33 protein-coding genes are annotated in these 25,873 nt (G+C 69.6%); 20 read left to right on the top strand and 13 right to left on the bottom strand.

Going from position 1 to position 25,873, the window contains the following annotated elements; genetic code table 11:
• The first annotated feature begins 36 nt into the window (after positions 1-36).
• The 5 genes from QE374_RS15090 (at position 37) to QE374_RS15110 (ending at position 2,855) form a co-directional block, all read left to right on the top strand.
• Positions 37-1,062 carry a 4-hydroxy-3-methylbut-2-enyl diphosphate reductase gene (locus QE374_RS15090; RefSeq protein WP_249223651.1) on the top strand — a complete coding sequence of 342 codons (1,026 nt, stop codon included), beginning with the start codon at positions 37-39 and terminating at the stop codon, positions 1,060-1,062.
• A complete protein-coding gene (locus QE374_RS15095; RefSeq protein WP_309736195.1) occupies positions 1,059-1,622 on the top strand; it encodes a DUF6264 family protein in 564 nt (187 codons plus the stop codon). Before QE374_RS15090 ends, QE374_RS15095 begins: the two co-directional genes overlap by 4 nt.
• A complete protein-coding gene (locus tag QE374_RS15100; RefSeq protein ID WP_309736197.1) occupies positions 1,619-2,161 on the top strand; it encodes an MOSC domain-containing protein in 543 nt (180 codons plus the stop codon). Before QE374_RS15095 ends, QE374_RS15100 begins: the two co-directional genes overlap by 4 nt.
• Before the next feature lie 119 nt (positions 2,162-2,280).
• On the top strand, positions 2,281-2,709 hold the full coding sequence (locus QE374_RS15105) for a TetR family transcriptional regulator (protein ID WP_309736200.1): 429 nt from the start codon (positions 2,281-2,283) through the stop codon (positions 2,707-2,709).
• A gap of 2 nt (positions 2,710-2,711) precedes the next feature.
• Positions 2,712-2,855, top strand: coding sequence for a hypothetical protein (locus QE374_RS15110; RefSeq protein WP_309736202.1), 144 nt, complete (start codon positions 2,712-2,714; stop codon positions 2,853-2,855).
• A 50-nt stretch (positions 2,856-2,905) separates the two neighbouring features.
• Here the strand turns inward: QE374_RS15110 and fbaA are convergent, their stop codons facing one another.
• A complete protein-coding gene (gene fbaA / locus QE374_RS15115) occupies positions 2,906-3,937 on the bottom strand; it encodes a class II fructose-bisphosphate aldolase (protein ID WP_243227418.1) in 1,032 nt (343 codons plus the stop codon).
• A 193-nt stretch (positions 3,938-4,130) separates the two neighbouring features.
• Here fbaA and glpX point away from each other — a divergent pair, with 193 nt between their 5' ends.
• From glpX to QE374_RS15130, 3 genes are all read left to right on the top strand, one after another.
• A complete protein-coding gene (gene glpX, locus QE374_RS15120; protein ID WP_309736205.1) occupies positions 4,131-5,120 on the top strand; it encodes a class II fructose-bisphosphatase in 990 nt (329 codons plus the stop codon).
• Positions 5,121-5,289: 169 nt separating this feature from the next.
• Positions 5,290-6,048, top strand: a complete 759-nt coding sequence (locus QE374_RS15125) for a hypothetical protein (RefSeq protein WP_309736207.1) — start codon at positions 5,290-5,292, stop codon at positions 6,046-6,048.
• Between the two features lie 240 nt (positions 6,049-6,288).
• Positions 6,289-6,513 carry a UDP-N-acetylmuramyl pentapeptide phosphotransferase gene (locus QE374_RS15130; RefSeq protein WP_309736209.1) on the top strand — a complete coding sequence of 75 codons (225 nt, stop codon included), beginning with the start codon at positions 6,289-6,291 and terminating at the stop codon, positions 6,511-6,513.
• Position 6,514: 1 nt separating this feature from the next.
• On the opposite strand, the gene QE374_RS15135 is transcribed toward QE374_RS15130, so the two are convergent.
• The 3 genes from QE374_RS15135 to QE374_RS15145 form a co-directional block, all read right to left on the bottom strand.
• A complete protein-coding gene (locus tag QE374_RS15135) occupies positions 6,515-7,081 on the bottom strand; it encodes a hypothetical protein (RefSeq protein ID WP_309736211.1) in 567 nt (188 codons plus the stop codon).
• A gap of 467 nt (positions 7,082-7,548) precedes the next feature.
• Positions 7,549-8,841 carry a DNA recombination protein RmuC gene (locus tag QE374_RS15140; protein WP_309736213.1) on the bottom strand — a complete coding sequence of 431 codons (1,293 nt, stop codon included), beginning with the start codon at positions 8,839-8,841 and terminating at the stop codon, positions 7,549-7,551.
• Positions 8,842-8,877: 36 nt separating this feature from the next.
• Positions 8,878-9,465, bottom strand: a complete 588-nt coding sequence (locus QE374_RS15145) for an exonuclease domain-containing protein (protein ID WP_309736215.1) — start codon at positions 9,463-9,465, stop codon at positions 8,878-8,880.
• 285 nt (positions 9,466-9,750) lie between these two features.
• Between QE374_RS15145 and ychF the strand changes: the two genes are divergently transcribed.
• From ychF to QE374_RS15160, 3 genes are all read left to right on the top strand, one after another.
• Positions 9,751-10,824: a redox-regulated ATPase YchF gene (gene ychF, locus QE374_RS15150; protein ID WP_234075039.1), complete on the top strand. Its 1,074-nt coding sequence runs from the start codon at positions 9,751-9,753 to the stop codon at positions 10,822-10,824.
• Between the two features lie 602 nt (positions 10,825-11,426).
• Entirely contained in the window at positions 11,427-12,089 is a 663-nt protein-coding gene (locus QE374_RS15155) for a hypothetical protein (protein ID WP_309736217.1), read from the top strand.
• A 146-nt stretch (positions 12,090-12,235) separates the two neighbouring features.
• Entirely contained in the window at positions 12,236-13,114 is an 879-nt protein-coding gene (locus QE374_RS15160; RefSeq protein ID WP_309736219.1) for an AraC family transcriptional regulator, read from the top strand.
• Between the two features lies 1 nt (position 13,115).
• Here QE374_RS15160 and QE374_RS15165 read toward each other — a convergent pair whose 3' ends face one another.
• Positions 13,116-13,472 carry a hypothetical protein gene (locus QE374_RS15165; RefSeq protein WP_309736221.1) on the bottom strand — a complete coding sequence of 119 codons (357 nt, stop codon included), beginning with the start codon at positions 13,470-13,472 and terminating at the stop codon, positions 13,116-13,118.
• Positions 13,473-13,504: 32 nt separating this feature from the next.
• Between QE374_RS15165 and QE374_RS15170 the strand changes: the two genes are divergently transcribed.
• Positions 13,505-14,068 (top strand): hypothetical protein, encoded by a 564-nt coding sequence (locus tag QE374_RS15170; protein WP_309736223.1) that lies wholly within the window; start codon positions 13,505-13,507, stop codon positions 14,066-14,068.
• 52 nt (positions 14,069-14,120) lie between these two features.
• Positions 14,121-14,537, top strand: coding sequence for a hypothetical protein (locus tag QE374_RS15175; RefSeq protein WP_309736225.1), 417 nt, complete (start codon positions 14,121-14,123; stop codon positions 14,535-14,537).
• A gap of 69 nt (positions 14,538-14,606) precedes the next feature.
• Here the strand turns inward: QE374_RS15175 and QE374_RS15180 are convergent, their stop codons facing one another.
• The 6 genes from QE374_RS15180 to QE374_RS15205 all read right to left on the bottom strand — a co-directional run bounded on the left by QE374_RS15180 (position 14,607) and on the right by QE374_RS15205 (position 20,056).
• Positions 14,607-14,939: a hypothetical protein gene (locus tag QE374_RS15180; RefSeq protein ID WP_309736227.1), complete on the bottom strand. Its 333-nt coding sequence runs from the start codon at positions 14,937-14,939 to the stop codon at positions 14,607-14,609.
• 127 nt (positions 14,940-15,066) lie between these two features.
• Positions 15,067-15,267 carry a hypothetical protein gene (locus tag QE374_RS15185; RefSeq protein WP_309736230.1) on the bottom strand — a complete coding sequence of 67 codons (201 nt, stop codon included), beginning with the start codon at positions 15,265-15,267 and terminating at the stop codon, positions 15,067-15,069.
• Positions 15,268-15,399: 132 nt separating this feature from the next.
• On the bottom strand, positions 15,400-16,971 hold the full coding sequence (locus tag QE374_RS15190; protein WP_309736232.1) for a carboxylesterase/lipase family protein: 1,572 nt from the start codon (positions 16,969-16,971) through the stop codon (positions 15,400-15,402).
• Positions 16,972-16,988: 17 nt separating this feature from the next.
• Positions 16,989-17,672 carry a GAP family protein gene (locus tag QE374_RS15195; protein ID WP_309736235.1) on the bottom strand — a complete coding sequence of 228 codons (684 nt, stop codon included), beginning with the start codon at positions 17,670-17,672 and terminating at the stop codon, positions 16,989-16,991.
• Between the two features lie 42 nt (positions 17,673-17,714).
• Positions 17,715-19,418: a hypothetical protein gene (locus QE374_RS15200; protein ID WP_309736237.1), complete on the bottom strand. Its 1,704-nt coding sequence runs from the start codon at positions 19,416-19,418 to the stop codon at positions 17,715-17,717.
• Positions 19,415-20,056, bottom strand: coding sequence for a response regulator transcription factor (locus QE374_RS15205; RefSeq protein ID WP_309736239.1), 642 nt, complete (start codon positions 20,054-20,056; stop codon positions 19,415-19,417). The genes QE374_RS15200 and QE374_RS15205 overlap by 4 nt, the downstream gene beginning before the upstream one ends.
• 90 nt (positions 20,057-20,146) lie before the next feature.
• On the opposite strand from QE374_RS15205, the gene QE374_RS15210 reads away from it, so the two are divergent.
• Positions 20,147-20,668, top strand: coding sequence for a hypothetical protein (locus QE374_RS15210; protein ID WP_309736241.1), 522 nt, complete (start codon positions 20,147-20,149; stop codon positions 20,666-20,668).
• 21 nt (positions 20,669-20,689) lie between these two features.
• Entirely contained in the window at positions 20,690-21,781 is a 1,092-nt protein-coding gene (locus tag QE374_RS15215) for an acyl-CoA desaturase (protein WP_309736243.1), read from the top strand.
• Positions 21,782-21,790: 9 nt separating this feature from the next.
• Here QE374_RS15215 and QE374_RS15220 read toward each other — a convergent pair whose 3' ends face one another.
• Positions 21,791-21,955 (bottom strand): hypothetical protein, encoded by a 165-nt coding sequence (locus QE374_RS15220; protein ID WP_309736244.1) that lies wholly within the window; start codon positions 21,953-21,955, stop codon positions 21,791-21,793.
• A 190-nt stretch (positions 21,956-22,145) separates the two neighbouring features.
• Here QE374_RS15220 and QE374_RS15225 point away from each other — a divergent pair, with 190 nt between their 5' ends.
• Positions 22,146-22,577, top strand: coding sequence for a hypothetical protein (locus QE374_RS15225; protein WP_309736246.1), 432 nt, complete (start codon positions 22,146-22,148; stop codon positions 22,575-22,577).
• A 22-nt stretch (positions 22,578-22,599) separates the two neighbouring features.
• Here the strand turns inward: QE374_RS15225 and QE374_RS15230 are convergent, their stop codons facing one another.
• Positions 22,600-23,160: a GrpB family protein gene (locus QE374_RS15230; RefSeq protein ID WP_396653340.1), complete on the bottom strand. Its 561-nt coding sequence runs from the start codon at positions 23,158-23,160 to the stop codon at positions 22,600-22,602.
• 82 nt (positions 23,161-23,242) lie between these two features.
• Here QE374_RS15230 and QE374_RS15235 point away from each other — a divergent pair, with 82 nt between their 5' ends.
• From QE374_RS15235 to QE374_RS15250, 4 genes are all read left to right on the top strand, one after another.
• A complete protein-coding gene (locus tag QE374_RS15235; RefSeq protein ID WP_309736248.1) occupies positions 23,243-23,659 on the top strand; it encodes a hypothetical protein in 417 nt (138 codons plus the stop codon).
• Positions 23,660-23,763: 104 nt separating this feature from the next.
• A complete protein-coding gene (locus tag QE374_RS15240) occupies positions 23,764-24,156 on the top strand; it encodes a DUF2510 domain-containing protein (RefSeq protein WP_309736250.1) in 393 nt (130 codons plus the stop codon).
• A gap of 38 nt (positions 24,157-24,194) precedes the next feature.
• Positions 24,195-25,430, top strand: coding sequence for an FAD-dependent oxidoreductase (locus tag QE374_RS15245; protein WP_309736252.1), 1,236 nt, complete (start codon positions 24,195-24,197; stop codon positions 25,428-25,430).
• Complete coding sequence (locus tag QE374_RS15250) at positions 25,427-25,870, top strand: DUF6389 family protein (RefSeq protein ID WP_309736254.1); 444 nt, start codon at positions 25,427-25,429, stop codon at positions 25,868-25,870. Before QE374_RS15245 ends, QE374_RS15250 begins: the two co-directional genes overlap by 4 nt.
• Positions 25,871-25,873 lie beyond the last annotated feature (3 nt).

The raw sequence follows: 25,873 nt of genomic DNA on the forward strand, positions 1-25,873 counted from the left end.
GTGAGCTCACCCGCCGTGCACCTTCCCACCCCCCGGATGCCGGCGCGCAGCGGCCGGCTTCAGGATATCCCGGTCGTCGGACGCAAGAGAGTGCTGCTGGCAGCCCCCCGCGGATACTGCGCCGGCGTCGACCGCGCGGTCATCGCCGTCGAGAAGGCGCTCGAGCGCTACGGCGCGCCCGTCTATGTGCGCAAGCAGATCGTGCACAACGTGCACGTCGTGACCGAGCTCGAGGCCAAGGGCGCGATCTTCGTCGAGGAGGTCGACGAGGTCCCCGCCGGCGCGCACGTCGTCTTCAGCGCGCACGGCGTCTCGCCCGCCGTCGTCTCGGCCGCCGCCGATCGTGGCCTGCAGGCGATCGATGCGACCTGCCCCCTCGTGACGAAGGTGCACCGCGAGGCCGTGCGCTTCGCCCGCGACGACTTCGAGATCCTGCTCATCGGCCACCTCGGACACGAGGAGGTCGAGGGCACGGCCGGCGAAGCGCCCGAGCACGTGACGATCGTCAACTCGCCCGCAGACGCCGACACCGTCGAGGTGCGCGACCCCGACAAGGTCGTGTGGCTCTCGCAGACCACGCTCTCGGTCGACGAGACGATGGAGACCGTGCGGCGCCTGCGCGAGCGGTTCCCGAATCTGCAGGATCCGCCTTCCGACGACATCTGTTACGCCACGCAGAACCGCCAGGTCGCGATCAAGAAGGTCGCGCGCGACGCGGATCTGGTCATCGTGGTCGGCTCCGCCAACTCCTCCAACAGCGTGCGCCTCGTCGAGGTCGCGCTCGAGCACGGCGCCAAGGCCGCCTACCGCGTCGACTACGCGGAGGAGGTGCGCCAGGAGTGGCTGGACGGCGTCGCCACGGTCGGTGTGACCAGCGGCGCCTCGGTGCCCGAGGTGCTCGTGCAGGAGGTGCTCGACGTGCTCGCCGGTGCCGGTTACGCCGACGTCGCCGAGGTGCGCACCGCCGAGGAGGACCTCATCTTCTCGCTTCCGAAGGAGCTGCGTCGCGACGCATCCGGCGCCACCGATGCGCGCGCCCGCGGCGGACGGGGGCGCGCATGAGCGACGAACGTCCCCGCCCCCAGTACGGCGAGTACGCCACGCCCGAAGAGCAGCGCGCCCGCATCCGTCAGCCCGACGCGACCTTCGACCTCGACGCGGGCAAGGCTCCGGATGCGGCCCCGCCCGCACCCGCCCCGGCCCCCGCCGCGGGCCCCGCTGCGCGGAACCCGCGGGCGATGGACCGCGTCGCCACGATCGCGCTGCTCGCGCTCGGACTGTTCGAGGTGCTGCGCTCGATCCCCGGCTTCGTCGACCCCAACGAGCTGCTCACGCAGCTGCTGACCCAGTTCGGCGTCGACGGTGGACTGACGGATGCGGCCGGCGCCCGGGCCTGGGGAGCGGCTGCCGCCATCCTGCTCGCGGCCGGATGGTTCGCGACCGCGGCCGTCTCGGTGTGGAATCTGCGGGCCGGGCGACTGAGCTTCTGGATCCCGCTCGTGGGCGGCGTGGTGTTCACGCTCCTGGCGAGCATGCTCCTGGTGGTGCCGCTGATGTCGGACCCGGGCCTCATGCAGCAGTTGGGCGGCATCACGCCCCTGCCGACGCCGAGCGCGACATGACCGCGCGCGTCGTCGCCGTCTGTGCCGTGCACGCGCTGATCCCGGATGCGGGCACGATCGGCGTGACCGCGATCGACAAGCGCCCGCTCGACGGCGCTGTGCGCGTCGGCCCGTACGGGGTGCGCGGCGACGTGCAGGCCAACCGCAAGCACCACGGCGGGCTCGATCAGGCCGTCTACGCCTATGCGCAGGAGGACGCGGCGTTCTGGGAGAGCGAGCTGGGCCGCGAGCTGGCGCCCGGATGGTTCGGCGAGAACCTGCGCACCGAGGGCATCGACGTCAACGCCGTCGTGATCGGGGAGCGGTGGCGCATCGGCGACACGCTCGTTCTCGAGGTCACCCGGCACCGCAACCCCTGCCAGACCTTCGCCCGCCGTCTCGGCGGACCGGAAGCGCGCGGCTGGGTCAAGCGTTTCGCCGAGGAGCGGCGGCTCGGCCCTTACTTCCGCGTGGTGAAGTCGGGCGCGATCTCCGCGGGCGACGAGATCGTCGTGCTCTCGCGGCCCGAAGGCGCCCCGGGGCTGCTTGACGGCGTCTGAGTGCGCCGTACCGACCGCGCCATGGCGATCCGCCCGTGGGTGCGCAGCAGCAAGGGCATGACGAGGTAGCTGGCCAGCGGCACGACGATGAGCGTCAGCACCAGCGAGCGCAGCACGGGGTGCCAGCTCTCCGTGAACGGCGAGAGCGCCAGCATCCCGATCGTCAGTTCGCGGCGCACGGGCCCGCCGGGGCGCGGATCGACCGGATCGCGGAGGCGGCCGGAGTCAACAAGGAGCGGATCTACTCGTACTTCGGGAGCAAGGACGCGCTCTTCGAGGCGGTGATCGTGCACGAGCTGTCCGAGGTGTTCGAGGAGGTTCCGCTCGAGGGTGAGGGGCCGCGAGCGATCGGCGACTACGCCGCGGGTCTCTTCGAGCGCATCGTGAGAAAGCCCGAGTTCGGTCGGTTGATGGCCTGGGAGGGTCTCGTCCGCGGGGGAGACGTGCCGGATCGTGCCGTCCGCGAAGAGCACTGCAGATCCAAGGTGGCCACGTGCAGCGGGCGCTTCCCGGCGTCTCGAAAGCGGATGCGGGGCAGTTGCTGTTGACCGTGGTGACACTAACCGACGGATGGGCGGTCTTTCCGCAGCTGGCCGAGATGTTCACCGCGGACCGTTTCGGGGATCGACGCGACGCCGTGCGCAGGCTCGCCGCGGGTGAGGCGGCCGCCGCGATGGAGCGCGCCGCATCCTGAAACGCGGAATGCCCCGGCCGGAGCCGGGGCATTCGCTGCGGGTGCGTCGGTCAGGCGCCGAGCGACTTGCCGGCGGAGCCGAGCTGCTGCGTCGCCTCGACGACGCGGGCGGCCATGGCGGTCTCTGCGACCTTGCCCCAGGCGCGCGGGTCGTAGGCCTTCTTGTTGCCCACCTCGCCGTCGACCTTCAGGACGCCGTCGTAGTTCGAGAACATGAAGCCGGCGACCGAACGGGTGAACGCGTACTGGGTGTCGGTGTCGATGTTCATCTTCACGACGCCGTTCGCGACCGCGAGGGCGATCTCTTCGGGGGTCGAGCCGCTGCCGCCGTGGAACACGAGGTCGAGGGGCTTCGGGCCGGTACCGAACTGCGCGGCGATGCCCTCCTGGATCTCACCGAGCAGCTCCGGGCGCAGCTTCACGTTGCCGGGCTTGTAGACGCCGTGCACGTTGCCGAAGGTGAGGGCGGCGATCCAGCGGCCGGCGTCACCGAGGCCGAGGGCCTCGACGGCCTTGGCCACATCCGCGGTGGTCGTGTAGAGCGCCTCGTTCGAGCCCTCGTGCTTCACGCCGTCCTCTTCGCCGCCCACGACGCCGATCTCGACCTCGAGGATCGCGTTGATCGCCTTGATGCGGGGCAGGAGCTCCTTGGCGATCGCGATGTTCTCGTCGAGGGGAACGGCCGAGCCGTCCCACATGTGCGACTGGAAGAGCGGGTTGCGTCCGGCCTTGACCTCTTCTTCGGATGCGGCGATCAGCGGCAGCACGAAGTCCTCGAGGGCGGGCTTGGGGCAGTGGTCGGTGTGGAGGGCGACCGTGATCGGGTAGTTCTTGGCGACCTCGGTGGCGAACTTCGCGAAGGCGATCGCGCCGGTCGCGCGACCCTTGACGGTGTGGCCGGCGAAGTAGTCGGCGCCACCGGTGGTGACCTGGATGATGCCGTCGGAACCGGCTTCCGTGAGGCCCTGCAGGATCGCGTTGATCGACTGCGAGCTCGCCGCGTTGATGGCCGGGTACGCGAAGCCGCCCGCCTTCGCGCGGTCGAGCATCTCGGCATACTGATCGGGTGTTGCGACGGGCATGTCCGCTCCTTGCTGTGTGCAGTGGTTACCCGTCACTCTATCGAAGGGGATGCGGGCGGCCGGGTGCTCCGGGCGCCAGGAATATCGCCGCGGGGGCGGCGGATTTCCTCCTGCTGAAAGAACGTCGAATTCTTCGCGTCTTCAGAGGTGAAAGTCGCGTCCGCTGTGCGGGATCCTGCTTAGGCTGGGCCGCATGGTGAGCCTTACTGCCGACATGAGTCCGCTGCACCCCGACCGTAACCTCGCGCTCGAGCTCGTGCGCGCGACGGAGGCTGCGGCCATCCGCTCCGTTCCCTTCATCGGGCGCGGCCAGAAAGAAGTGGCCGACGGCGCGGCGGTCGACGCCATGCGGGCCTTCCTCACCACCGTGAACTTCGACGGCGTGATCGTCATCGGCGAGGGCGAGAAGGACAACGCGCCCATGCTCTTCAACGGCGAGCACGTCGGCACCGGGCGCGGCCCGAAGTGTGACATCGCGGTCGACCCGATCGACGGCACCTCGCTGACCGCCGCCGGACGCAACAACGCGCTGTCGGTCATCGCGGTCGCCGACCACGGCGCCATGCTCGACGCGTCCAGCGTCTTCTACATGGACAAGCTCGTGACCGGCCCCGCGGGCGTTGGCGTCGTCGACATCCGTCTTCCCATCGGCGAGAACATCCGTCTGCTCGCGAAGGCGCTCGGCAAGCCCGTCGACGAGATCGTCGTCTCGGTGCTGCACCGTCCGCGCCACGACCAGCTCATCGAGGAGATCCGCGAAGCTGGGGCAGGAACCCGCCTGATGAGCGACGGCGACGTCGCCGGCGGCATCAACGCGGCCCGCCACAACGCCCGCACCGACATGTGCGTCGGGATCGGCGGGAGCCCCGAAGGCATCGTCACCGCCTGCGCGATCAAGGCGCTCGGCGGCCACATCCAGGGTCGCCTCGCCCCGCGCAACGACGACGAGAAGCAGCGCGGCATCGACGCGGGCCTCAAAGTCGACGGCACCGTCTACGAGGCCGAGGATCTCGTCAAGGGCAAGAACACGATCTTCGTCGCCACGGGCGTGACCGACGGCCAGCTGGTCGCCGGCGTGCGTCGCGAGGGCGAGCACATCTACACCGAGAGCGTCGTGCTGCGCGGCGCCTCCGGCACCCTCCGCCGCATCTCGAGCGAGCACCTCACCTCGAAGTGGCTCTGATCTTCGTTGGCTGAGCCTCTGAGCTGAGCCTTTCGGGAGGTGAGCCCGGTCGGCATGTCCCACTTTCCGCAGCGCATGTCCCACTTGCCGCACGTTCAGGGTCTGATCTGTGCAGAAAGTGGGACACGCTTGCGGCCGACGGGATGATGGGTCGATGACCGTTCGGCGGATGACCCCTACGCTCCCGCTCCTCGGCGGGGAAGTGCCCGTGTTTCCGCGTGGGCGCAACCCGCGTCCGCTCGGCTGGGGTGTGATCGCGACCTCCGTCGTCGTCGGCCTCATCGCCGCGGTCAGCGACGAGCTGAGTCGGCGTGTCCTCTTCGGCGCCTTGGCCGTCATGCTGATGGTGATCGGTATCGCGTTGCTCATCACGTTCCAGGGCGTCGTCTCGCGCGCGCTGACCATCGACGATCGACCGGGTGCCCTGCGCTTCGTGCCTCTGCGGGTGGGATCCGTCCCGATGCTCTTCATCGCCGTGTCGCTGTTGCTTCCAGCCGGCGCGCAGCTCTTCATCGACCTGAACGGCCTGCCGGCGCCGTGGGGGCCGCGCCTGACACGCAGCGGGCCCTACATCCTCGGTGTGATCGGGATCGCCACGCTCGTGGTACGGATCGTGCGACGGCGTGTCCCCGCGGGACTGACGCTGAGCCCGCGTGGCGTGACGGGCATCCGCGGATGCGGCGCGCTGGACTGGCCATGGGACGAGCTGGCACAGGTGTCGGTCGTTGCAGCCCCCGCTGCACGGCTCTCGCTGCTGCGCGCGGGCGGCGCTCCGCTGATCACGGCGCCTTCGCTCAGCCTCGGTTCCGATCCGAATCTCGTGGCTGCGCTCGTGGAGTTCTACCGGCAGCATCCGGAGCACCGGGACGCCCTCGAGGTCGGCGGCGTCGAGGCGGTACGTCGCGCGGAGCAGGTCCTGCACTCCTGACGTCGCGGTGCCGCGGCGTGTTCCGCTCGTCGCGGTCCGTGTCCCGCTTGCGGCAGATCTGAGGCTCGAACGATGCGGCAACGGGGACATGCGCGCGGCAGCGGGCGTCACTGACGCAGTGAGATGCGGATGCGGGGATGGAGCGCAAGCCTCCGGTGCGCTCGCCGGAGCAGGTGGCAGAATGAACGACGTCGTATCAACGTCGATGTCGATCTCTGCACCGAGACGAAGGGACGAACGATGTCCGCAACCCAGGAGAATGCGCACCCGCACACGGGAGCGCTCGCCGTCGTCGCCGACGCCGTGGCTGTCAACAACCCCGACCCCGCGCGCCGTCCGGACGTCCTCTTCCGCGTCCGCCGCGAAGAGGGCCACCAGTCGAGCCCGTGGTGGGCGATCGGCGCGTTCGTCGGTGTCTCCGCCGTCGTGCTGCTGTTGCTGAGCTTCGTACCCGGCGGCGCCTGACCTATCTCAGCTGCGCGAGCAGCTCGCGTTCCTCTTCGTCGGTGAGCCCCGCTCCCGACACCACCGGCTCGCCGAGCACATCGGCGAGGATCGATTCCAGCGGTCGTCGTTCGAGCCCGGCTGCCGCCGCGCGCTCCGTCGACCGCGCGTTCATCCCGTACCAGGCTTCATCTCGCAGCCAGAGCGGCAGTGATCGTGGTCCGGACCACTCGCTGACGCCCTGCGCGGCAAGCCAGTCTTCGGCTGCGGTCACCGTTTCGCTGCGCTGGCCGGCTGCGGCCCTCGCCGCCTCGAGGTGCGCGGGGAGCGGATGCGGCTCGCCCTGCGCGTTGAAGGCACCCGATCCGGCGCCCTCTGCGAGTCGCACGAGCCACCCGGCGAGGTCGCGCACGTCGATCAGCGAGGTCGGCAGACGGGGAGCATCCGGTGCCAGCACGGCACCGTCGGGGTTCGACGGCGCGGCGAAGCGGCGCGGCCAGTAGGTGCTGCGTCCTGTCGGGTCGCCCGGACCGCCGATGAGGCCGGAGCGGACGATGGCCGAGCGGTCGATGCCGAACACCTCGCGCACCGCGTCCTCGCAGGCGACCTTGGCTCTCCCGTAGTCCTCGGGGGTCGGTCATGACGTCGGCGTCCAGAGGATCGAGCAGCGGCGCCGACTCGTCCGCGCCGATCTCCGCCTGGCTCGCGTACACGTTGCAGGTCGAGACGAAGACGTACCGGTCGGTGCGCAGCTGACGCGCAGCGCGGCGCACCTGGCCCGGCTGACGGGAGACGTCGATCACCGCATCCCACCGCGCCTCGATGAGAGGTGCGAGTCCGTCGGGGGCGTCTCGGTCGACGCGGACGTGCTGCGCAGCGTCCGGAACATCCGTGCCGCGCGCGGCGCAGGTGACGTCATGGCCGGCGGCGATCGCGGAGGCGGCCGTCGTGCGCCCGAGCCATGCGGTGCCGCCGAGAACGAGGAGCTTCATGAGCCCCATCGTCGTCGGGAACACGCCTGCCCGCAGGCGTATCCGCGACGGGCGAACACGCGTGTCAGGCGGGGGAGGCCGGCAGCTGTGTCTCGTCGGCGGATGCGGCCTCGTCCGCGTCGGCGGATGCGGCCCGTCGCACCTCGTCGAGAGCAGCGGTGAACTCCGGGGCGCTCAGCCGGCGCGGCGTGGACTCGAGCGCGGCGGGCGCGGCGACCGCATCCAGCTTCGTCTCATCGATGCCGGGGAAGCGTCGCGCGGTCACCAGGACGCGGCTCTCGAGCGACCCGACGAACCGGTTGTAGCCGTCGACCGTGCGCTCGATGCCGCGACGCAGGTCGTCGATGTGCTTGGTGAGCCCGCCGAGGCGCTCATAGAGCTGCGTTCCCAGCGTGAAGAGCTCGCGGGCATCGTCGGAGACGGCCTCCTGCGTCCACGTATAGGCGACCGTGCGGAGCACCGCCCAGAGGTTCACCGGGGAGGCGAGGGCCACACGCTGGCGGAACGCGTAGTCGAGGAGAGCGGGGTCTTCGTCGAGTGCGGTCGCGAGCAGCGCCTCGTTCGGCACGAAGCAGATCACGAACTCGGGGCTGGATTCGATCCCCGCCCAGTACTGCTTCTTCGCGAGCGCGTCGATGTGGGCGCGCAGGGCCTTCACATGCTTGTCGCGGAGCGCGCGGCGGCGCACCGCATCCTCACCCTGCGCGGTGTCGGCGATCGCCTGCGACTCGATGAACGCGTCGAGCGGCACCTTGGCATCGACGGCGATCGCCTTGCCGCCCGGGAGCCGCACGATCATGTCGGGGCGGCCCGATCCCGCATCCGAGCTGATCGATGATTGCACGTCGAAGTCGACGTGACGGGTGAGTCCTGCCGCCTCGACGACGCGACGCAGCTGCACCTCGCCCCAGACCCCGCGGGTGCTCGTCGAGCGCAGAGCGGAAGACAGCGACGCGGTCGTGTCGCGCAGCAGATCGTCGGTCTCCTGCGCGCGGCGCAGCTGCTCAGCCAGAGCCCCGTACTGGGCGTGGCGCTCCCGCTCGAGGTCGTCGACCTTGACCCGCACCTGGGCGAGGGTGTCGCGGACCGGGGCGAGGGCGGCCACAACGGCGTTCTCGCGCCGGTCGCGGTCGTCTCGTTCGCGCTGTTCGGCGCGTTGGCGCTCCACGAACTCCCGGTACAGCCCGCCCTGCCGCTCGAGTTCGGCACGGGCGGCCGCGGCAGCGGACTCGGCGGCCGCGGCGCGGGCCGAGAGCGCACCCTGTTGCCCGGAGGCGCGAGAGTGCGCGGCGAACCAGCCGAGGGCGATGCCGGCGGCGAGACACAGCGCGGCGACGAGGAGGATCACGGGGTCCATGAGCACAGCATGCCCCGGACTCCGGACATCGCCGGGTCAGGCCGCGGCGGCGACCGCCGTGTCGATCTCGCAGATCCGGATGCGGGAGGCCGCGGCGAGGGCGTCGATGTCGGGCGCGTTCCAGCGGCGCGCGGCATCGATCATGATGGCGGCGGAGGCGGCCGCATCCGCTGTCGCGTCGTGGTGGCGGAACTCCGCGAAGCCCGCCTCGGCCGCGACGATCGGCAGCCGGTAGCTGGGCAGGTCGTAGGTGCGGCGCGCGAGCTGGAGGGTGCAGGCGTAGCGGTACGGCGGGCAGATGTCGCCCGTCGCCGCGCACGCGCGCCGCAGCACGGCCATGTCGAACCCGGCGTTGTGCGCGACGAGCACATCCGCACCGGCGAAGGCGGCGATGTCGTCGAGCTGCTCGCTCCAGCCCTTCGCGTCCACGACGTGCTCCGGGCGGATGCCGTGGATGCCGATGTTCAGCTCGAAGAAGCGGTCGTGCCCCTCGGGCGGGCGGATCAGCCACCCCGCAGTCGCGACGATGCGCCCGCCGCGGACGCGGGCCAGACCCACCGCGCACGCCGAAGCGCTGGAGGAGTTCGCCGTCTCGAAGTCGATCGCGGTGAAATCCAATGACACGCCCTCACCCTCGCCCGGATGCGGGCGGTGCGCGGTGAGGCGCGCCGGGATGGGGGCATCCGAGGCGGGGCGGGTGCGTCTCCGGGTTGTGGCTGCCTCCGACGTGCGGGCGTCGGAGATTCGGCCTCCCGTCGGAGGTTTTGCGCCGCATCCTCCGACGTTGGCGTGATTCTCCGACCGGCGGATGCGGCGGCCACGGCGGACGCGGCTGCGAGTGGCGCCGGCCCCAGCCCCCAGCACAGGCCCGGCGGGCGCCGAGCCGTGGGGCGCCTAGACTTGGTGCCCGTGGCTCTTACCATCGGAATCGTCGGGCTGCCGAATGTCGGCAAGTCCACCCTGTTCAACGCCCTGACCAAGAATCAGGTGCTCGCGGCGAACTACCCGTTCGCGACGATCGAGCCGAACGTGGGTGTCGTCAATCTGCCCGATGCGCGCCTCGACAAGCTCGCCGAGATCTTCGGCAGCGAGCGCATCCTGCCGGCCGCCGTGTCGTTCGTCGACATCGCCGGCATCGTGCGCGGAGCGAGCGAGGGGGAGGGGCTCGGCAACAAGTTCCTCGCCAACATCCGCGAGGCCGACGCGATCGCGCAGGTCGTGCGCGGGTTCGCTGACTCCGACGTCGTGCACGTCGACGGGAACGTCGACCCGAAGAACGACATGGAGACCATCAACGCGGAGCTGCAGCTCGCCGACCTCGACACGCTCGAGCGCGCGATCACGCGGTACGAGAAGGAAGTGCGCGGCAAGAAGCTCGAGCCGATCGTTCTCGAGACGGCGCAGGCTGCGAAGGATGCGCTCGAGCGCGGGCAGCTGCTGTCGGCATCCGGCATCGACCTGGCTCCCATCAAGGAGCTCGGTCTGCTGACCGCGAAGCCGTTCATCTTCGTCTTCAACGTGGACGAGGACGTGCTCACGGATGCGGACCGCAAGGCCGAGCTCGCCGCGCTGGTCGCGCCCGCGCAAGCGGTGTTCCTCGACGCGAAGATCGAGTCCGAGCTGATCGACCTCGACCCCGAGGAGGCTGCTGAGCTTCTCGCCTCGACCGGTCAGGATGAGTCGGGTCTGGACCAGCTCGCGCGTATCGGGTTCGACACGTTGGGCCTGCAGACCTACCTCACCGCGGGGCCGAAGGAGGCGCGCGCCTGGACGATCGGCAAGGGCTGGAAGGCCCCGCAAGCCGCCGGCGTCATCCACACGGACTTCGAGAAGGGCTTCATCAAGGCCGAGGTCATCTCGTTCGACGACCTCGTCGCGACGGGCTCGGTCGTCGAGGCCCGCGCGAAGGGCAAGGCGCGCCTCGAAGGCAAGGACTACGTCATGCAGGACGGCGACGTCGTGGAGTTCCGCTTCAACAACTGAGCGGCTCGCCGGCGCGCTGGAGACGGGGATCGGGCATGCCTTCTGCGGAGCTCGTCACGGTCACCGTAGGCATGCGGGATCAGTTCGTCGCTCGCCTGCAGGCGTCGTTCGACGCAAGTGCGCAGTCCCACTCGTGACCCGATTCAGACGATTCGGAGGACTCGGGGGACTCGGGGGAGCTCGTCATCCCGGTCGGCGAGATCCTCGAGAGCATCGACAGGCCGGGAGCGGACTCCTGCGAGGTGCGCTCAGAAGGCGATCCGTGGGCGGAGCCGTCGTTTCGTCCACCGAAGGCGGGTGACGTCGATCTCTGGATCTTCTGTTCGTCGACGTCGAGACTCAGATCGGCGGCGCGATCCGGAGGGTGATCGAGAGCGGCTATCCCGATGCTGAGGTCTGGAAGAAGACGACTCCCTACGAGGACACGAGCAACATCCGCTCTTCCGTGACCAAGTGCGGGTTTCGAATCGTCGAGTTCTTCCCCCGTTGATGGACCCGAGCAGGTCGTGACCGCCGGCATGGCGTCGTTTCCTTTCGCCTTCGGCGCGCTCAACGTCCGACAGACACGCAACGGAACCGCATCCATCTGCCACCATGGCAGCATGCCCCGCACCGGCCGTATCGCGTCCACCGCCATCGCGCTCGTTCTCGGCGTCGCGGCGCTCGCCGGGTGCACAGCGACGGCGGAAGCTGCCGCGCCGGATGCCTCACCGAGAACAGCGAGTCCCGCGGCAGACGGCTCGGCGACGGACCCCGATGCGTGCACGAACCCCGCTCAGATCAACCTCACGGGCACGGGCGCAGGTGTCACCGGTCGCATGGAGGACCGGGGTGCGCGGGAGTTCGCCCAGGGCACCGTCGGCCTGGACGGCGAGGGGAACATCGTGTCCTATACGGTCGCGGCGGGTGATGCGACATATGCGATCGGCGACCGGCTCTGCATCGTCAACGGCCCCGCGCTCGCCGAACTGAACCATGTCCGCACGATTCACCCCGAGCAGGTGCTGCGACTCACCGCCGACCCCGATCTGCTGTTCGTCCCGTACTACAGCCCCCTCGACGCCCCCGCCGGATTCGCCCAGATTCCGTACCAGGAGGCCATCGAGGCGATGGGTATGGCCGCGGACACCGGTGACGTGGACGCCATGCGTGCCATCTGGACGAGCACGCTCTCCGGCATGTTCACGAACCCCGTCGACATCGACGGCATTCAGAGAGCCCTGGATGCCGGCGACCTCGGCGTCCTGACTCAGATGTTCTCCTGACGCGCCCCCAGACGTCCCGTGGACGTTCCGGCTCGCTCAACGGCCGGGGAGCCCACCCCCCCACAGACCCAGGAGACAGAATCGGTCCGGAACGATCGGGCGCGCGGGTTCGCTCCTGACGAGAGTGGATTGCGAAGGGAGCCGACATGATCGACGTGCTCAACCGCCTGGTCGACGAGATCGAACGCCGACTCGGCGACGATATCTACATCGAGGCGCTCGCCGCATCCACGGGAACGACGGGCTACCACGTGCGTCGGATGTTCTCGACGCTCGCGGGAATGCCCATATCGGAGTACGTGCGACGTCGACGGATGACGATGGCAGCGGCCGATGTGATCGAGGGCGACGATCTGCTCACGATCGCGGTGCGCTACGGCTACGGATCCGTCGAGGCCTTCGGCAGAGCGTTCCGGTCGGTGCACGGCGTGAGTCACGGTGACGTCCGTCGCGACGGTGGACCCCTTCGTCCGCAATCCATCCTCAGGTTCCGCCTGACCGTCGAAGGGAGCTCCGCCATGGACGCCCGACTCATCGAACGCCCCGCCTTCCGCCTCGCCGGACACGCCACGCGTGTGCCGCTGATCCACGAAGGCGTCAACCCGCACATCCAGGCGCACATCGCGTCGCTGCCCGTCGAAGAGCACGCACGCCTGAAGTCGCTCACCAGCGCCGAGCCCGCCGGTCTCCTACAGGTCAGCGCGGACGTCGACCCCGACTACACCGAGGGGAGCGAGCTGACGTATCTGCACGGCGTCGCGCTCGCCGCCGGTGCGCCTGTTCCCGCCGATCTCGACGTCATCGAGGCGGATGCGGGAACCTGGGTCGTGTTCCGGACGTCCGGCCCGCATCCGGACGCCCTGCAAGAGGCGTACGCCGCATCGGCGACAGAGTGGTTCCCGTCGAACCCGTGGCAACTGCGACCGGGCCCGTCGATCGTCGCGGTGCTCGATCGCAGCGAAGACTTCCGCACCGCGACCTGCGAGCTGTGGCTTCCGGTGGAACGGCTGACACCGGTCTCCTAGCTCAGGATGCGGCGTCGCGTGCCCACCGTTCGCGGAGTGGCACGTCTTCCCACCGTTCCCGCAACGGTGCGTCCGCATCGACGGGCCGGTAGATCGGCGCTCCCCGGATGCAGAGTCCCCAGAACCAGGTGCGACCGCACGCCAGGCACTCGAGGTAGCTGACGATCGTGAACTTCAGGTCGGATTCTGCCAGCGCGAGCATGTCCGCGAGCGGCACATCGCCGCGGATGAACCGCATCCGGCCGTCGTTCACGCGACGCTCGAGCTCGTCGCTCGTGCGCTGGATGGCGATGTTGTGCGGAGGCCGTCCGTCGTTGTGCACGAGCGCGGTCTCGCAGACAGCACAGCTCACATCCATGGCCTCAGAGTAATCGCGCATAGTCTGCACACGTGATCCGTCGTGTTGTCGCCGTCGTGGTGGCTGTGGCCGTTCTGGCGCTCAGCGGATGCGCGCAGTCCTACGACGGTGTCTTGTGGCGTCAGATGGATTCGGCCGAGGGCGGCTTCGTCGCGCGCATCACCACTCTGCGCGAGACCGGGGCAACTCGGGCGGATGCGGTGGCTGCCCTCAAGCGGGACACGTACTGGGACGGAGGGGCCGTACCCGCATCGCTCGGCCCTACCGCCGCGGCCGTTCTGACGCACGGCTACCGGTGGGAGCCGGGCGACGCTTCTTACGCGGAAGAGGTCGTGCTCGTCCTCGATGTCTTCGCCTCATCGGGGCTCCGCGACGAGGCCCCATTGCACGGGGACGTCGGTACGTCGGCCGTGATGGCCTACGACGGGCCGCCCGCCGTCTATACCTGTTTCTCCGTCCGCATCCACTTCCTCGATGACCGCCTGGCGAGCTGGTACCGCCCCTGGGACGATTCGGAACAGTCGTGCCCGAACGTGCTCGTGGACCGACTGGACGACGGTGCGCAGTACGTTCCGATTCACGAGTTCGACGGGTGACCGGTCGGAACGCATGATGCAGGGCACCCCGTGGAGCTGCCAGAGTGGGAGCATGACGTCCCGACGACGACTCGCCGCACCGCTCGCGTTCGCCGCGGCAGTGCTGGCGCTCGCCGGTTGCACGAGCTCGGGCGGGTACGCCGACCTGGAGCGCACCGAGACGCGTGCGCTGCCGGATACCGTGCCGGAGGGTACGCTGGCGAACTTCGATCTCGACTCGATGAGATGGGTTGCCGAGCACGAGGGCACCGAAGTGTGGCTGGCGCGGGGGAGCAGACCCGCGGAGGTCTGCATCCTCTTCTCCCCGGACGCCGACGCCTGGGCGACAGGATGCGCGGGAGCGGGCGGGCAGATGACCGTCTCGGGACCGGGTCCGCAGAGGTTCGTCGTCGTCCCCGACGGGCAACCCGGCCCGGAGGGGTTCACCGCGATCTCGCACAACGTCTATGCCACGTCGACCGAAGAGTAGGCCGCGGCATCCGGAGCCACGCCCACTCATCGTGCACCGGCTCGCCGGTGCGGTGACGTCGCGGACGACTCAGCTCTCGACGTGCCCCACGGACTTGGCCTCGAGGAACGCGCAGAGTTCGGCGGCGACCGAGAGCTCTGCGGCGAGATGCTGCAGCTCGAAGCTCGTGAGCACCGTCGTCTCCGTCTGCGGTTCCAACGTCACACGCCAACGTGCATCGCCGACCTCGACCGGCTCCATGTAGATCGAGATGCGCGCGGTGCGCAGCGGCACGAGCACGAGTCCGGTGTCACCGCCCTCGGATCCGTCTTGGACCGCGACCCGGATGAGGTCTCCCGCCTCGCGCGCGCGATGAAACTCTTCGAGCCAGGTCTCGAGCGTCGCTTTGCTTCTGAAGGGCACCGGGGATCCTCGCGTTCTGCATGGGCGCGGACCTGCAGAACCGCGCCTATGCCGCGATCGTAACCCGAGGAGCAGACAATTCGAGCAACGGTCGGTGATCCGTGGAAAGAGTGGGAGGGTTCGCCCATCACGCGCTCCGCATCAACGCGTTGAGCCTGCCGTAGTCCCTGCCGTCGGCGAGAACGTCGAAGCTGCCCACGGTCAGTGCCGCTGCCGCAGCACGACGCGCCAGCGCGTATGCGGCCTGGGCGACGCTCGAACCGACGCTGACCCGCGCCGCACCGAGTCTCCCCAGCGTCGCGATCTCTGTCTCCTCCGCGCCCTGCAACGACGACGCCGTCCGCGCCCGCTGCGACGTAGCATCGTCCGCGTCTGGATATCCGCCTTCATCATCCGCGCGCTCGCCGTATCCCACGCGTTGACGAGGACAAGCGGATGCGTCGCCCTCGCGACCTCCCGGTCAGTGGAAGGTCAGTACTTCGTCGCCCCACGCCGCTCGCAGTGACGCGTCCAGATCCGGCACGACCCGGTCCTGATGGTCGATCACCAGTGTGCTGCGCCCCTGATCGATCGAGTAGGGCTCCCAGGGGGCCGAGCCGTCCGCATCCGGCGACTCTCCGTGCGCGAAGGCGGTCCACCGCTGCTGCATGCGGGCCGAGATGCTCTCCGCCACCCGGCGGCCGCCGAGGCGGAACGTCGGGTCCTTGGGCCCGCTCGTCAGGTTGCCCCAGAGGTAGGGCAGCTCGGTGGCGTGTGTCGCACCGAGTCCGATCAGGCGCAGGAACGGCGCCGTGTGGTCGAAGCGGTACAACCAGACATCCGCCACCTGCGAATGCCCCTCCGCGATCCACACGCTCGGCATGCGGAACCCGATGTCGCGGGCGATTCCGAGCCCGATGGTGCGCTGCCGCGCGTGCTCGTACGCAGTGCGCACGTCATCGAACGTCGGCAGCTCGAGCGCGGGGTTGTCCGCGGCCATGTCACCGAACATGTCGCGCAGGCGTTCGTCGGTGATCGGGATGAGCGGCGACTTCATGAACTTGAACAGGGACGCCTCGTCCTTGTTCGTCCCGATGAGCAGCGGCACCGCAAGGCCCCGACCCTCGCGCAGCGCGACCGCGGGTGCCTCCGGCAGGAGGTCGCCGTCGACCACCGGCGCGAAGGCGAGCACGCCGGGATCGGCGTCGGGCACCTGTGCGTAGACCGCCATGCCCGCGTCGACGATCTGTTGCGGCGTAGCGGCGCGCAGGACGTCCGCCGCATCCGGGTGCGTCTCGTCGATGCGCAGTGCGGCGGTGAAACGCGCCGCGACCGCGCGGGCGCGCTCGGCGCCGTAGACGCTGGATGCGGGGGAGGACTCCGCGATGGCGCGGTGGAACAGGCCGCGAGCGGACGGTGTGGCCAGCAGCGTGGTCACGAGTCCGCCGCCGGCGGACTCGCCGAAGATCGTGACGCGCTCGGGGTCTCCGCCGAAGGCGCGGATGTTCTGCTGCACCCACTCGAGGGCGAGCAGCACGTCCTTCAGCGCGAGGTTGCGATCGAAGCCCTGTTCGGGCAGGAGGGAGGCGAGATCGAGGAAGCCGAACGCGCCGAGGCGATAGTTGACCGTGACCACCACGACGTCGCCGCGTGTCACGAGCGAGGCGGCGTCGAACAGGGGCTGGCTGGATGCCCCGAAGGTGTACGCGCCGCCGTGCACCCACACCATGACGGGACGCTCGCGGGCGCTTTCGGCCGCCGGTGTCCACACGTTCAGACGGAGGCAGTCCTCGTCCATGACGGCGTCTTCGCCGAGCGGGACGGCGGGGTTCAGGCTCTGCGGGCAGACAGGGCCGTAACGCGTCGCATCCGTCTCGTCCGCTGTGGGCCTCGCGGCAACCGGATCGCGCCATCGGGCGTCGCCGGTGGGCGGCTCGGCGAAGCGGATGCCGCGCCACGAGAGCACAGGGCCGAGCTCGAGTCCGCGGAACGAGCCGGCGGGCGCGTGGGCGAGCCGAGTGCCGGTGGACGAGGTGTCGATCGGGTGGGACATGTTCGTTCCTTTCCGGGTCAGGAGAACAGCTGGTGGACGAGGTGAGCGGCCTCGTTCGCGGCGAGCACCGCGAACAAGACCGTCATGATCACGGCGTTGTGCGCGATCATCTCGGTCTTCAGCCGCTCGAGACCCTTGGCGACGGTTGCGGATCCGCTCGTGGCGAGCAGCGTCGGGATGAGGAGGGCGAGCGAGCCGGCGACGGCGAAGGCGATACACAGGCCGACGGCCGCCAGGACCGGCAGGTGCGCGGCCCCGATGGTGGCCCCGGCCTTCAGCTCGAGCGGGATGTTCTTCGAGTTGGTCACGGCCATCAGCAGACCGAGACCGCCGGCGCGCGCGGGGGTGATCGAGTCGATCGCCGCGAGCCAGCCCGGCGTGCGCGGCGCGGCTCCGCCCCGCGGCCGCGACAGCCAGCTCGTGACGGCCAGGACAGTGAATCCGACGGTCAACAGGATCGTCAGCACGAGCACGACGATCTTCGACGCCGCCGACCCGCCCGACGACGACGCGCCGGCGGTCGTCGCGGCACCCAGTGTCGTGAACGCCAGGGTGACGGCCAGGAACGCGCCGGTGTAGGCGAGAGAGGCGACTCTCCCTCGGGCCGACAGCAGGATCGCGACGATCGCCACGATCGGGAGCGGCGAGATCATCAGGCCCACGGCGGCGGGGATCAGCGAGGGAAGGTCGTGCGTGTTCATCGGATGCTCCATCTGCGTGCCGCGGACCGGCGACTGCAGACGTTACGACGTGGACGTCTGCGCGTGAGGCGGATGTTCGGTGGACACGACAGAAGGTGCCGCGCCGGTATCGATCACCGCCTCCAGGAGCGCTCCCGACCCGTCGGCTCGTAACCGCGCGCCGCGTCCACGAGCGGCCGAGGACCTGCGCAGCGACGCTCCGCGTGGCAGGCGCCCGGGCGATCGCACCTGCACCCGCAGGCGGGGGCCCGCGCCCGTCGCGACGACGTCCAGATCGATGGTGGCCGCGGCGGGAACGCTGTGCTTGACGGCGTTCAGCAGCCCCTCCGCAACGATCTCGAACACGTCGTCGCGCGCAGCGGCCGATGCGTCGAGAGCCGTCCGCGCGTCGGAGCTCATCCGCATGCGGACGTCGACAGCAGGGCGCCACGTCTCGACGAGGTCGAACAGCGCCTGGATGGACGCTCCGTCGCGCGGCCGCTCGAAGACCTCGGGGAGACCGGCGAGCAGGGGATCGACGTCGTCGTGCACCGCGCGCAGAGTCGTCGGCGTCCAGCGATCCGTTGCGGCGAGCGTGCGAACGCACGCGCCCTGCGCGTCGCGGTGTAGTTCTCGCGCCGCGTCCTCCAGTGCGGCTCGTGCAGCCGACGTCCCCACGCGTCCGATCCGCTGCGAGACGCGCACGGTCGCGGTCAGCCGCCGCTCCTCGACCCTGAGCGCGGAGGCGGTGCCGGCGCACAGCGCGCAGGCCGCCGCGAGGGCGGGATAAGCCAGAACCGGAACGGCCGACAGGGGAAGCGGAATCCCCTGCGTCCACGCCAACGCGCCCAGACAGACCCCCACGACCGCTCCGATCGTGAGGAAGGCGGGGATGCGGCGTCGGCGGAGGGCGCGCAGTCGCGGCACGCCGTCGGCGAGGACCGCCCCTGCGCCGAGTAATGCCACTCCTGTCATCACCTGCAGCGCAGGAACGGTACGCAGTGCGTACGGCAGCACGCAGAGGGCGTAGACGAGGGCCACGACGCCGGGGGGAGGCAGTCGCAGCGCGGGCCGCATCCGAACGTGATCGATCGGCGCGACGATGACGGGCTCCGCAGGCGTTGCGGCGAGATCCGTCAGGCGACGGCTCCACCGTCGCACGCTGTCATCGCTGAACGCGCGCAGCGATTCCGGGCCGCGCTGATCGGCGGCAAGCCCACGGAGTTCACCTCTCAGCTCCTCGCTCGCCGCCCGCACGAGTTCATGGGCCGCGCTCTCGAAGGCGTCGGCATCCTCTCTGGAGTGCGAGAGGGCGTGCTGCACCGACAGGAGGCGAGCGTTCGTCAGACGCAGCCGGGCGACATGCGTGGTGAGGATCGCGATACCCGTCAGCGAGGCCGTCCAGACCGTCGCGTTCGTCAGCAGGCGGAAGGGCAGCTGCCACGCGGGCGGCGCAGAGGCGCCGAGCGCGTCGGCCACGGCGTCGTACGCGAGGGGTCGGAGTATCGCGGAGGCCAGAACGCCGGTCATCACGATCCAGGGCCGCCAGCGGCGCGACACTCGGCGCTCGCCGATCGCGGTGGCGAGGAGACCGGCGAGCAACACGGAGGTCGAGGCCGACGCGGCACCGATCGCTCCGACGCCGATGCTCGTCGGAGCCGGGCTCATCACGGTGACCGACAGCATCCCCGCGACGAGGAACGTCCAGCGCGACACGAAGCGTCCGGAGCGGAGCGCATCCCGCGCGGCGCGGGCGAGGCGATTCACCGCACGGGCCCGAACGCGGCCACGTACAGTGCGGCGGCGGCAACCCGGGGGCTCAGCGCCGGGTCGCCGGTCAGACCGAGACGCTCGAAGATGCGGCTGATCGATCGCTCGACCGCGCGCACAGACGTCTGAGACCGCGCTGCGATCTGGTCGTTGGACCAGCCGCGCGCCACCATCGAGAGCGTCTCGAGCTGATGCCGGGTCAGCCGGCTCAGCGCGTCCTCGCGCTCTCGGGTCGCGGGATCCGTGGGCGACTGCGTCGACATGACCGCCTCGACAGCGTCGACGAGCTCGGCGGTGGAGGCCAAGGCGAGCTTGGAGACGAACATCGCACCCGACACGCCCATCGCCGTCGCGCCCGCTGCGGCGCGCGGATAGCTGCTGAGGAAGACGACTCCGAGGTGGGGCGCGAGCGCCACGAGCCCTGCTGCCAGCTCGGCGCCGGACGGACGGGAACCGAGATCGATGTCGGCGAGGAGCACGTCGGGATCGAACTCGGCGAACAGGCGCGTCGCCTCCGCCGCGCTCTCGGCTCCGCGGGTCTCGAACCCGTGCTGGTTCAGCGTCTCGCAAACGAGAAGCCGCATGGCTGCCTGGTCCTCGACGACGAGCACGCGTCGCACCCATCTGCCGGTCACATCCACAAGATATGTGATCCCGGTCCGCGCGGCGCGCCCACGTTTCACCCAACCTGTGAGGCGCACATGTGGCAGGCGTAACGTCCGGCTATGGAGACACAGACACGAACGGGCGGCGCAGACGCCACCACGCTGGGCTTGGGATCGGTGCTCGTGGGTTCGCTGCCTGCGGCTCTGATGACCGATGACGCCCCGGAGCGCTACACCGTGGAGACGGTGTTCACGCGGCGCCCCCAGAAAGACGAGGTGGCGGCGATCCTCGACGGGGAGACCCGGGACTTCCTCACGAGGGCCGGCTACCCGACGGTGGAGGTCACGGTCTCGGATCGGCGGCTCGAAATCGCCAACACGAACCTCCAGGAACTGCGTGACGGGCTCGCCGCCGTCCTGATGGACCGGTTGGTCGAGATCAGCGAGCGTGTGCGTGCCGTGCGCGACGCGGCGGAAGTGCAGGTGAAGAACGCGGCCGACCACGAGCACACGCGAGCAGCCGCCGTGGTGGCTCTCGCCGAGTCGGTGCACTTCCAACCCTCCGGTCAGGCGGACGCGGATGCGGCACAGCTGTCCGAGTGGGACGGCGAGGGAGGTCACGAGCGCATGCCGCGCTCGTGACGAGGGGGAGCGGCGAGGGCGATGAACGAGTTCCGCGCGACGACGCCCCGAACCGCTCGCGCTGCTCGCGGCGCGAGCGAGTTCACCGCCCTCGCGCAGATGGTGCGTGAACGCGGACTGCTCAGGCGACGATACGGGTACTACTGGACGAAGCTGATCGGGCTGCCCTTGTCGCTGGCCGCCAGCCTTCTGCTGTTCGTGTGGATCGGTGACACCTGGTGGCAACTGTTCACGGCGGCGTTCCTGGCGATACTGTTCACGCAGATCGCCTTCCTCGGTCATGACTCGGCGCATCGACAGATCTTCGACTCGGGCAAATGGAACGACTGGGTGAGTCTCGTGCTCGGCGATCTTCTGGTCGGCATGAGCTACGGCTGGTGGCAGCACAAACACACCCGCCACCATGCGAACCCGAACAAGCTCGGGGCGGACCCCGACATCGAGCTGCCCGTGATCGTGGTCGCGCCGGAGAAGCGCGCTCCTCGAGGTGTCGTCCTGACCTGGCTCCGCGCGCACCAGGGCATGTTCTTCTTCCCGATCCTGCTCCTCGAAGGAGTGTCGCTGCATGCATCCGGCGTCGCGCGCGTTGCTCAGCGAGGGCGACTGCACCGGCGATGGGTGGAGATCGGCTTTCTCGCGGTACGCCTACTCGGGTTTCCCCTGCTCGTGTTTCTCGTGCTCTCGCCCGGTGTCGCGTTCGTCTTCCTCGCGGTGCAGCTCGGGCTCTTCGGGTTCTACATGGGCATCTCCTTCGCCCCGAACCACAAGGGGATGCCGATCGTCGCGCGTGACGCAACGATCGACTTCCTGCGCCGCCAAGCGATGATGAGTCGCAACATCCGCGGGAACCGCGTCCTCGATACAGCAATGGGTGGGCTGAACTATCAGATCGAGCACCATCTGTTCCCGTCGATGCCGCGTCCGCACCTGCGCAAAGCCGCGCCGCTGATCGCCGAGTACTGCCGTGCGCACGGCGTGCCGTACGTGCAGACGGGACTGTTCGCGTCCTACGCGATCGTCGTGCGCTACATCAACCGCGTCGGGCTGGGCGAACGCGACGTCTTCAGCTGCCCGCTCATCGAGCAGCGCAGCCAGATCGCTCCGTCGGCCTGACGAGACGGGTCAGACGCGGTTACGACGCGAGCGTTGACGGATGATGCCGAAGATGAGCGTGCCGACGAAGAGCACGACTCCGATGACGCCGAGCCAGAGCAGCCCCTCGAATGCGAAACCCACGATCGACAGCACCACCCACACGACCAGCAAGATGAGAAGAACTGTCCACATGTCGCCCACCGTACGCGCCTTCTGGGCTCAGCGGGTCGATTCGGATACATCGGCAGAGAATCGTGCTTCCGGTCGACGCGCGATCTTGTCTGTCAGGGTGGTCCGGCGGTCAGGGCGTACCCAGCGGGACGTGACACAGTAGGGGAGTGCTCCGCCTCGGTGACGGCATGTCGAACCGAGGAGAGATCACATGCCCGCATGGTGGGAACAGCTGCTCCACGTCACTACAGGACGCGTAAGAGCGCACGGTGACCTGCCCGACCTGCGCCGACTGCCCTCCCGGCCGGTGGCTCTGGAGCGGACGCACTACATCGTGAACGACCGTGAGCGTCACGGCGACGAGCGACGCACCTATGTCCTGCGCCGCGCGCAGCAATCCCGCCGCGACCGTGGCGGAGTCTCGGTCGCCTCCAACGGCCGGGGTGTGGGCTACCTCCCGGACGCGGTGGCGCGCGATGCGGGGCCGCTGATCGATCGTCTCGGTGGCGCCGCCGTGGTCAACGGCGCCGGCACCAAGGACGGGGGAATCCGGCTCTGGGTCGACCTGCCCGAACTCGATGAGCTCCGCGAGTTCGTCGAGTTCTTCGAACGCAGCGAATCCGAGGCGTCCGCCCCCTCCTGAGGGAGCCGAGCCGCATCCTGTCTCACGACCGGCCAAGCTCCGCCCGGGCGCGCTCCTTGATCGCCTCGATGACGGCGGTCTTCGCGTCCGCATAGGCGTTCATGTCGTCCCAGCTGCGCTGCATCAACTCGCGCTTGGTCCCCTCGTACAGCGCACGATCCGCCGCATCCGTTCGCAGCCGGTCGCGCAGCAGGAGGTACTCGTCTACGGCGCGGGCGTCGTGCTCGTAGACGTGCACGTGGACATCCCGCTCGGGCGTGCGGACCAGGCGGTGACCGGGCTCGCGCACACGTAGCTCGTACCCGGCAGCGAGGAGCGGGTCGAGGTAGTCCTCTTCCGCAGTGATGTCGTCGACGGCGACGAGGACGTCGATGATGGGCTTCGCGGCGAGACCCGGCACGGATGTCGAGCCGATGTGCGCGATCTCGACGTGCTGGTCTGCGAGCGCGAGACGGATGCGGGCGCGGTGCTCCGCGAACGCTGCGGGCCAACTCGGGTCGTAGTCGTGGATACCGACGGTCACGGGTTCCGGCCCGCCGACCAGTTCGAGCGCTGTGACGTCGGGATGGCGGCGTGCGGGCATGGACCCCATCATCGCGCGCCGACGGTCTCGCCCACGAGGGGGTCTGGGCACCTGAACTGCCGCACGCCGGTAGGGTCGCCGCATGAGCACGGCACCGCGAGAGCGCGAAGAACTGCGCCGATCCATCGAGGAGTTCTCTGCGGGCGGATACGCCGTCGACACCGTCGTGTTCTCCGTCTGCACTTGCGGGAACGAGACGTTCGCCGTCGTGCTGGAGGACGAGATCGGAGTCGCGGCGACGATCTGCGCCGTCTGCGAAGAGGAGGCCGCGCTCGCCGACTCGGATGACCACTTCGACGACGTCGAGGAGGTGCGACAGGCTGAATGCTCCTGCGGCAACGGCGAGTTCCGCGTGGCCGTCGGCTTCGCTCTCGACTCCGACCGCGAGGTGAGGTGGGTGTCCGTCGGTCTGCGCTGCACCGCCGACGGCGTTGCCGGCGTCTACGTCGACTGGAAGATCGACTACCGGCCCACCGCGCACCTGCTCGCTCCAGGCTGATCTCGGGCTCGCTCGCAGCCCATTTCAACGGCGCGCCGGACCGGCGTCGGCACTCTCCCTCGCGCCATGATCGGCGATGAAGGTCGATGACGACGGGGGAGCGCATGGCAGATACCCAGGCTGGATGGTACGACGACGACGGCACGGGCACGAAGCGGTGGTGGGACGGGTCGGCGTGGACCGACACGGTGCAGCCGCCACCGCCGCCCGCGCCGGGAGTCGCCGGCATGATCGACCGCATCCAGGCCGACGCCGTCTCCGGGGGCCAGCCTCGCCCGGCGCCCACCGGCATGAATTACGTGGTCCTGGAGGTCATCCTGAAGGAGAAGCTGTGGGGCACGGGCTCCGGAAACCTCACAGAACTCGAGAAGGCGATCAACAAGCAAGCGGCGCTGGGCTATCGCCTGCATACGATCACCACCGCGTCTTCGGGCAGCAAGGGAATCGGCGGCGGCGATCGCATCCAGGCGACCATGGTGTTCGAACGCCTCACCTGACCCTGGCCTCGGAGCCTCGCATCCGAGACACTGAGCGCATGCGCACCCTCCGCACCCAGATCTGCATCGGCGGGGGAGGTCCGGCCGGCATCATGCTCGGGCTGCTCCTCGCCCACGCCGGGGTCGAGGTCGTCGTGCTCGAGAAGCACGCGGACTTCTTCCGCGACTTCCGCGGCGACACGGTGCATCCGTCGACCCTCGACATCATCGATGCGCTCGGCCTGCGTCAGGGCTTCGATGCCATCGAGCACCGTCCGCTCGACGCCCTCGACGCGGTGGTGAACGGCGTGCGGGTGCACGCGATCGACTTCCGCACCCTCCGCGGTGCCAACCGCATCCTGACGCTCATGCCGCAGTGGGATCTGCTCGACCTTCTCGCCGATGCCGCCCGCCGCGAACCGAGCTTCACGCTGTTGATGGATGCGGACGTGACGGATGTCGTGCGCACGGGCTCGCGCGTGACCGGCGTTCACGCCACGACAGATGACGGGCCCCTCCGCGTCGACGCCGCGCTCGTCGTCGCCGCCGACGGCCGTGGCTCGACGCTGCGCGATGCGGTCGGCGTGGTCCCGGTGGCGACGGGCGTCGGCATCGACGTGTTGTGGTTCCGCGTGCCCGAACCCGCGACATCCGTGCCCGACACGCTCGCGTGGCTCTCGGGCAGCGGCATGCTCGTCACGATCCCGCGGCCGGGGTACTTCCAGTGCGGGCTCGTGGTGGGCAAGGGCTCGTTCGGGGCGATCCGCAAGGACGGCATCGATGCGTTCCGGATGCGGGTGGCGCGGGCCGCGCCGCCGATCGCGTCCGAGCTGGGTGCCGTCGCGTCCTTCGATGACGTCAAGCTGCTCTCGGTCGAGACCAACCACCTGCGGCGCTGGTGGCAGCCCGGTCTCCTCTTCATCGGCGATGCGGCACACGCCATGTCGCCGGCGTTCGGCGTCGGCATCAACTATGCGATCCAGGATGCTGTCGCCGCAGCCCGACTCCTCGTCCCCGCGCTCGGCGACGGCCCCGCCGCCATCGACCGGGCATGTGCCGCGCTGCAGCGCCGCAGATCCCTCCCCACTCGTGCGATGCAGCGGCTCCAGCAGGTCGTGCACCGTGTGATCGGACGCCCGCGGGACCACATCCTGCACAATCCGCCGACGCGCCCGGAGCGGATCGTGCTGCGGATCATGATCCCGATCGCGCGACGTCTGCTGCCGCGCCTGGTCGGCTACGGCTTCCGGCCAGAGCGCATCCGGCCCGGCGATGGCCCTACGCTGGCTGCGTGAGTGACGACTACCGTTCCCGGCTGCGTCCGCTGCTCTCGGCTGAATCCGAGCGCGCGGCGCACGTGCTGCAGCGCATGGCCGACGCGGCACAGGGCCGCCACGACATCGTGATCGAGGTGTTCCTCGAACAGGATGCGGAGGGTCCTTTCACGATCATGGCCCGCTTCGACGGGCCGGACGGCTTCGCCCTCGACCGACGCTTCGACGACGAGCGGGGCGTGTTCGACGTCGTCTGGGGTGAGACCGCCTGGGAACCCGATGTTCCCGAGCGGCCCGAGGAATGGACGTTCGACGAGCTCGAAGAGGTGCTCGTCGAACTGGCCGCCGAGTGGCTCGCCCCGCTCGTGCCCGCTGACCCCGCAGGCATCCGCTGGGAGGTCGCTTCGCCCGACGGCGCAACGGACAGCATCCCGCTGGAACCAGCCCGGCCGCGGAGCTGATCG

It is taken from the genome of Microbacterium sp. SORGH_AS_0428, assembly GCF_031453615.1.
Classification (GTDB): Bacteria; Actinomycetota; Actinomycetes; order Actinomycetales; family Microbacteriaceae; genus Microbacterium.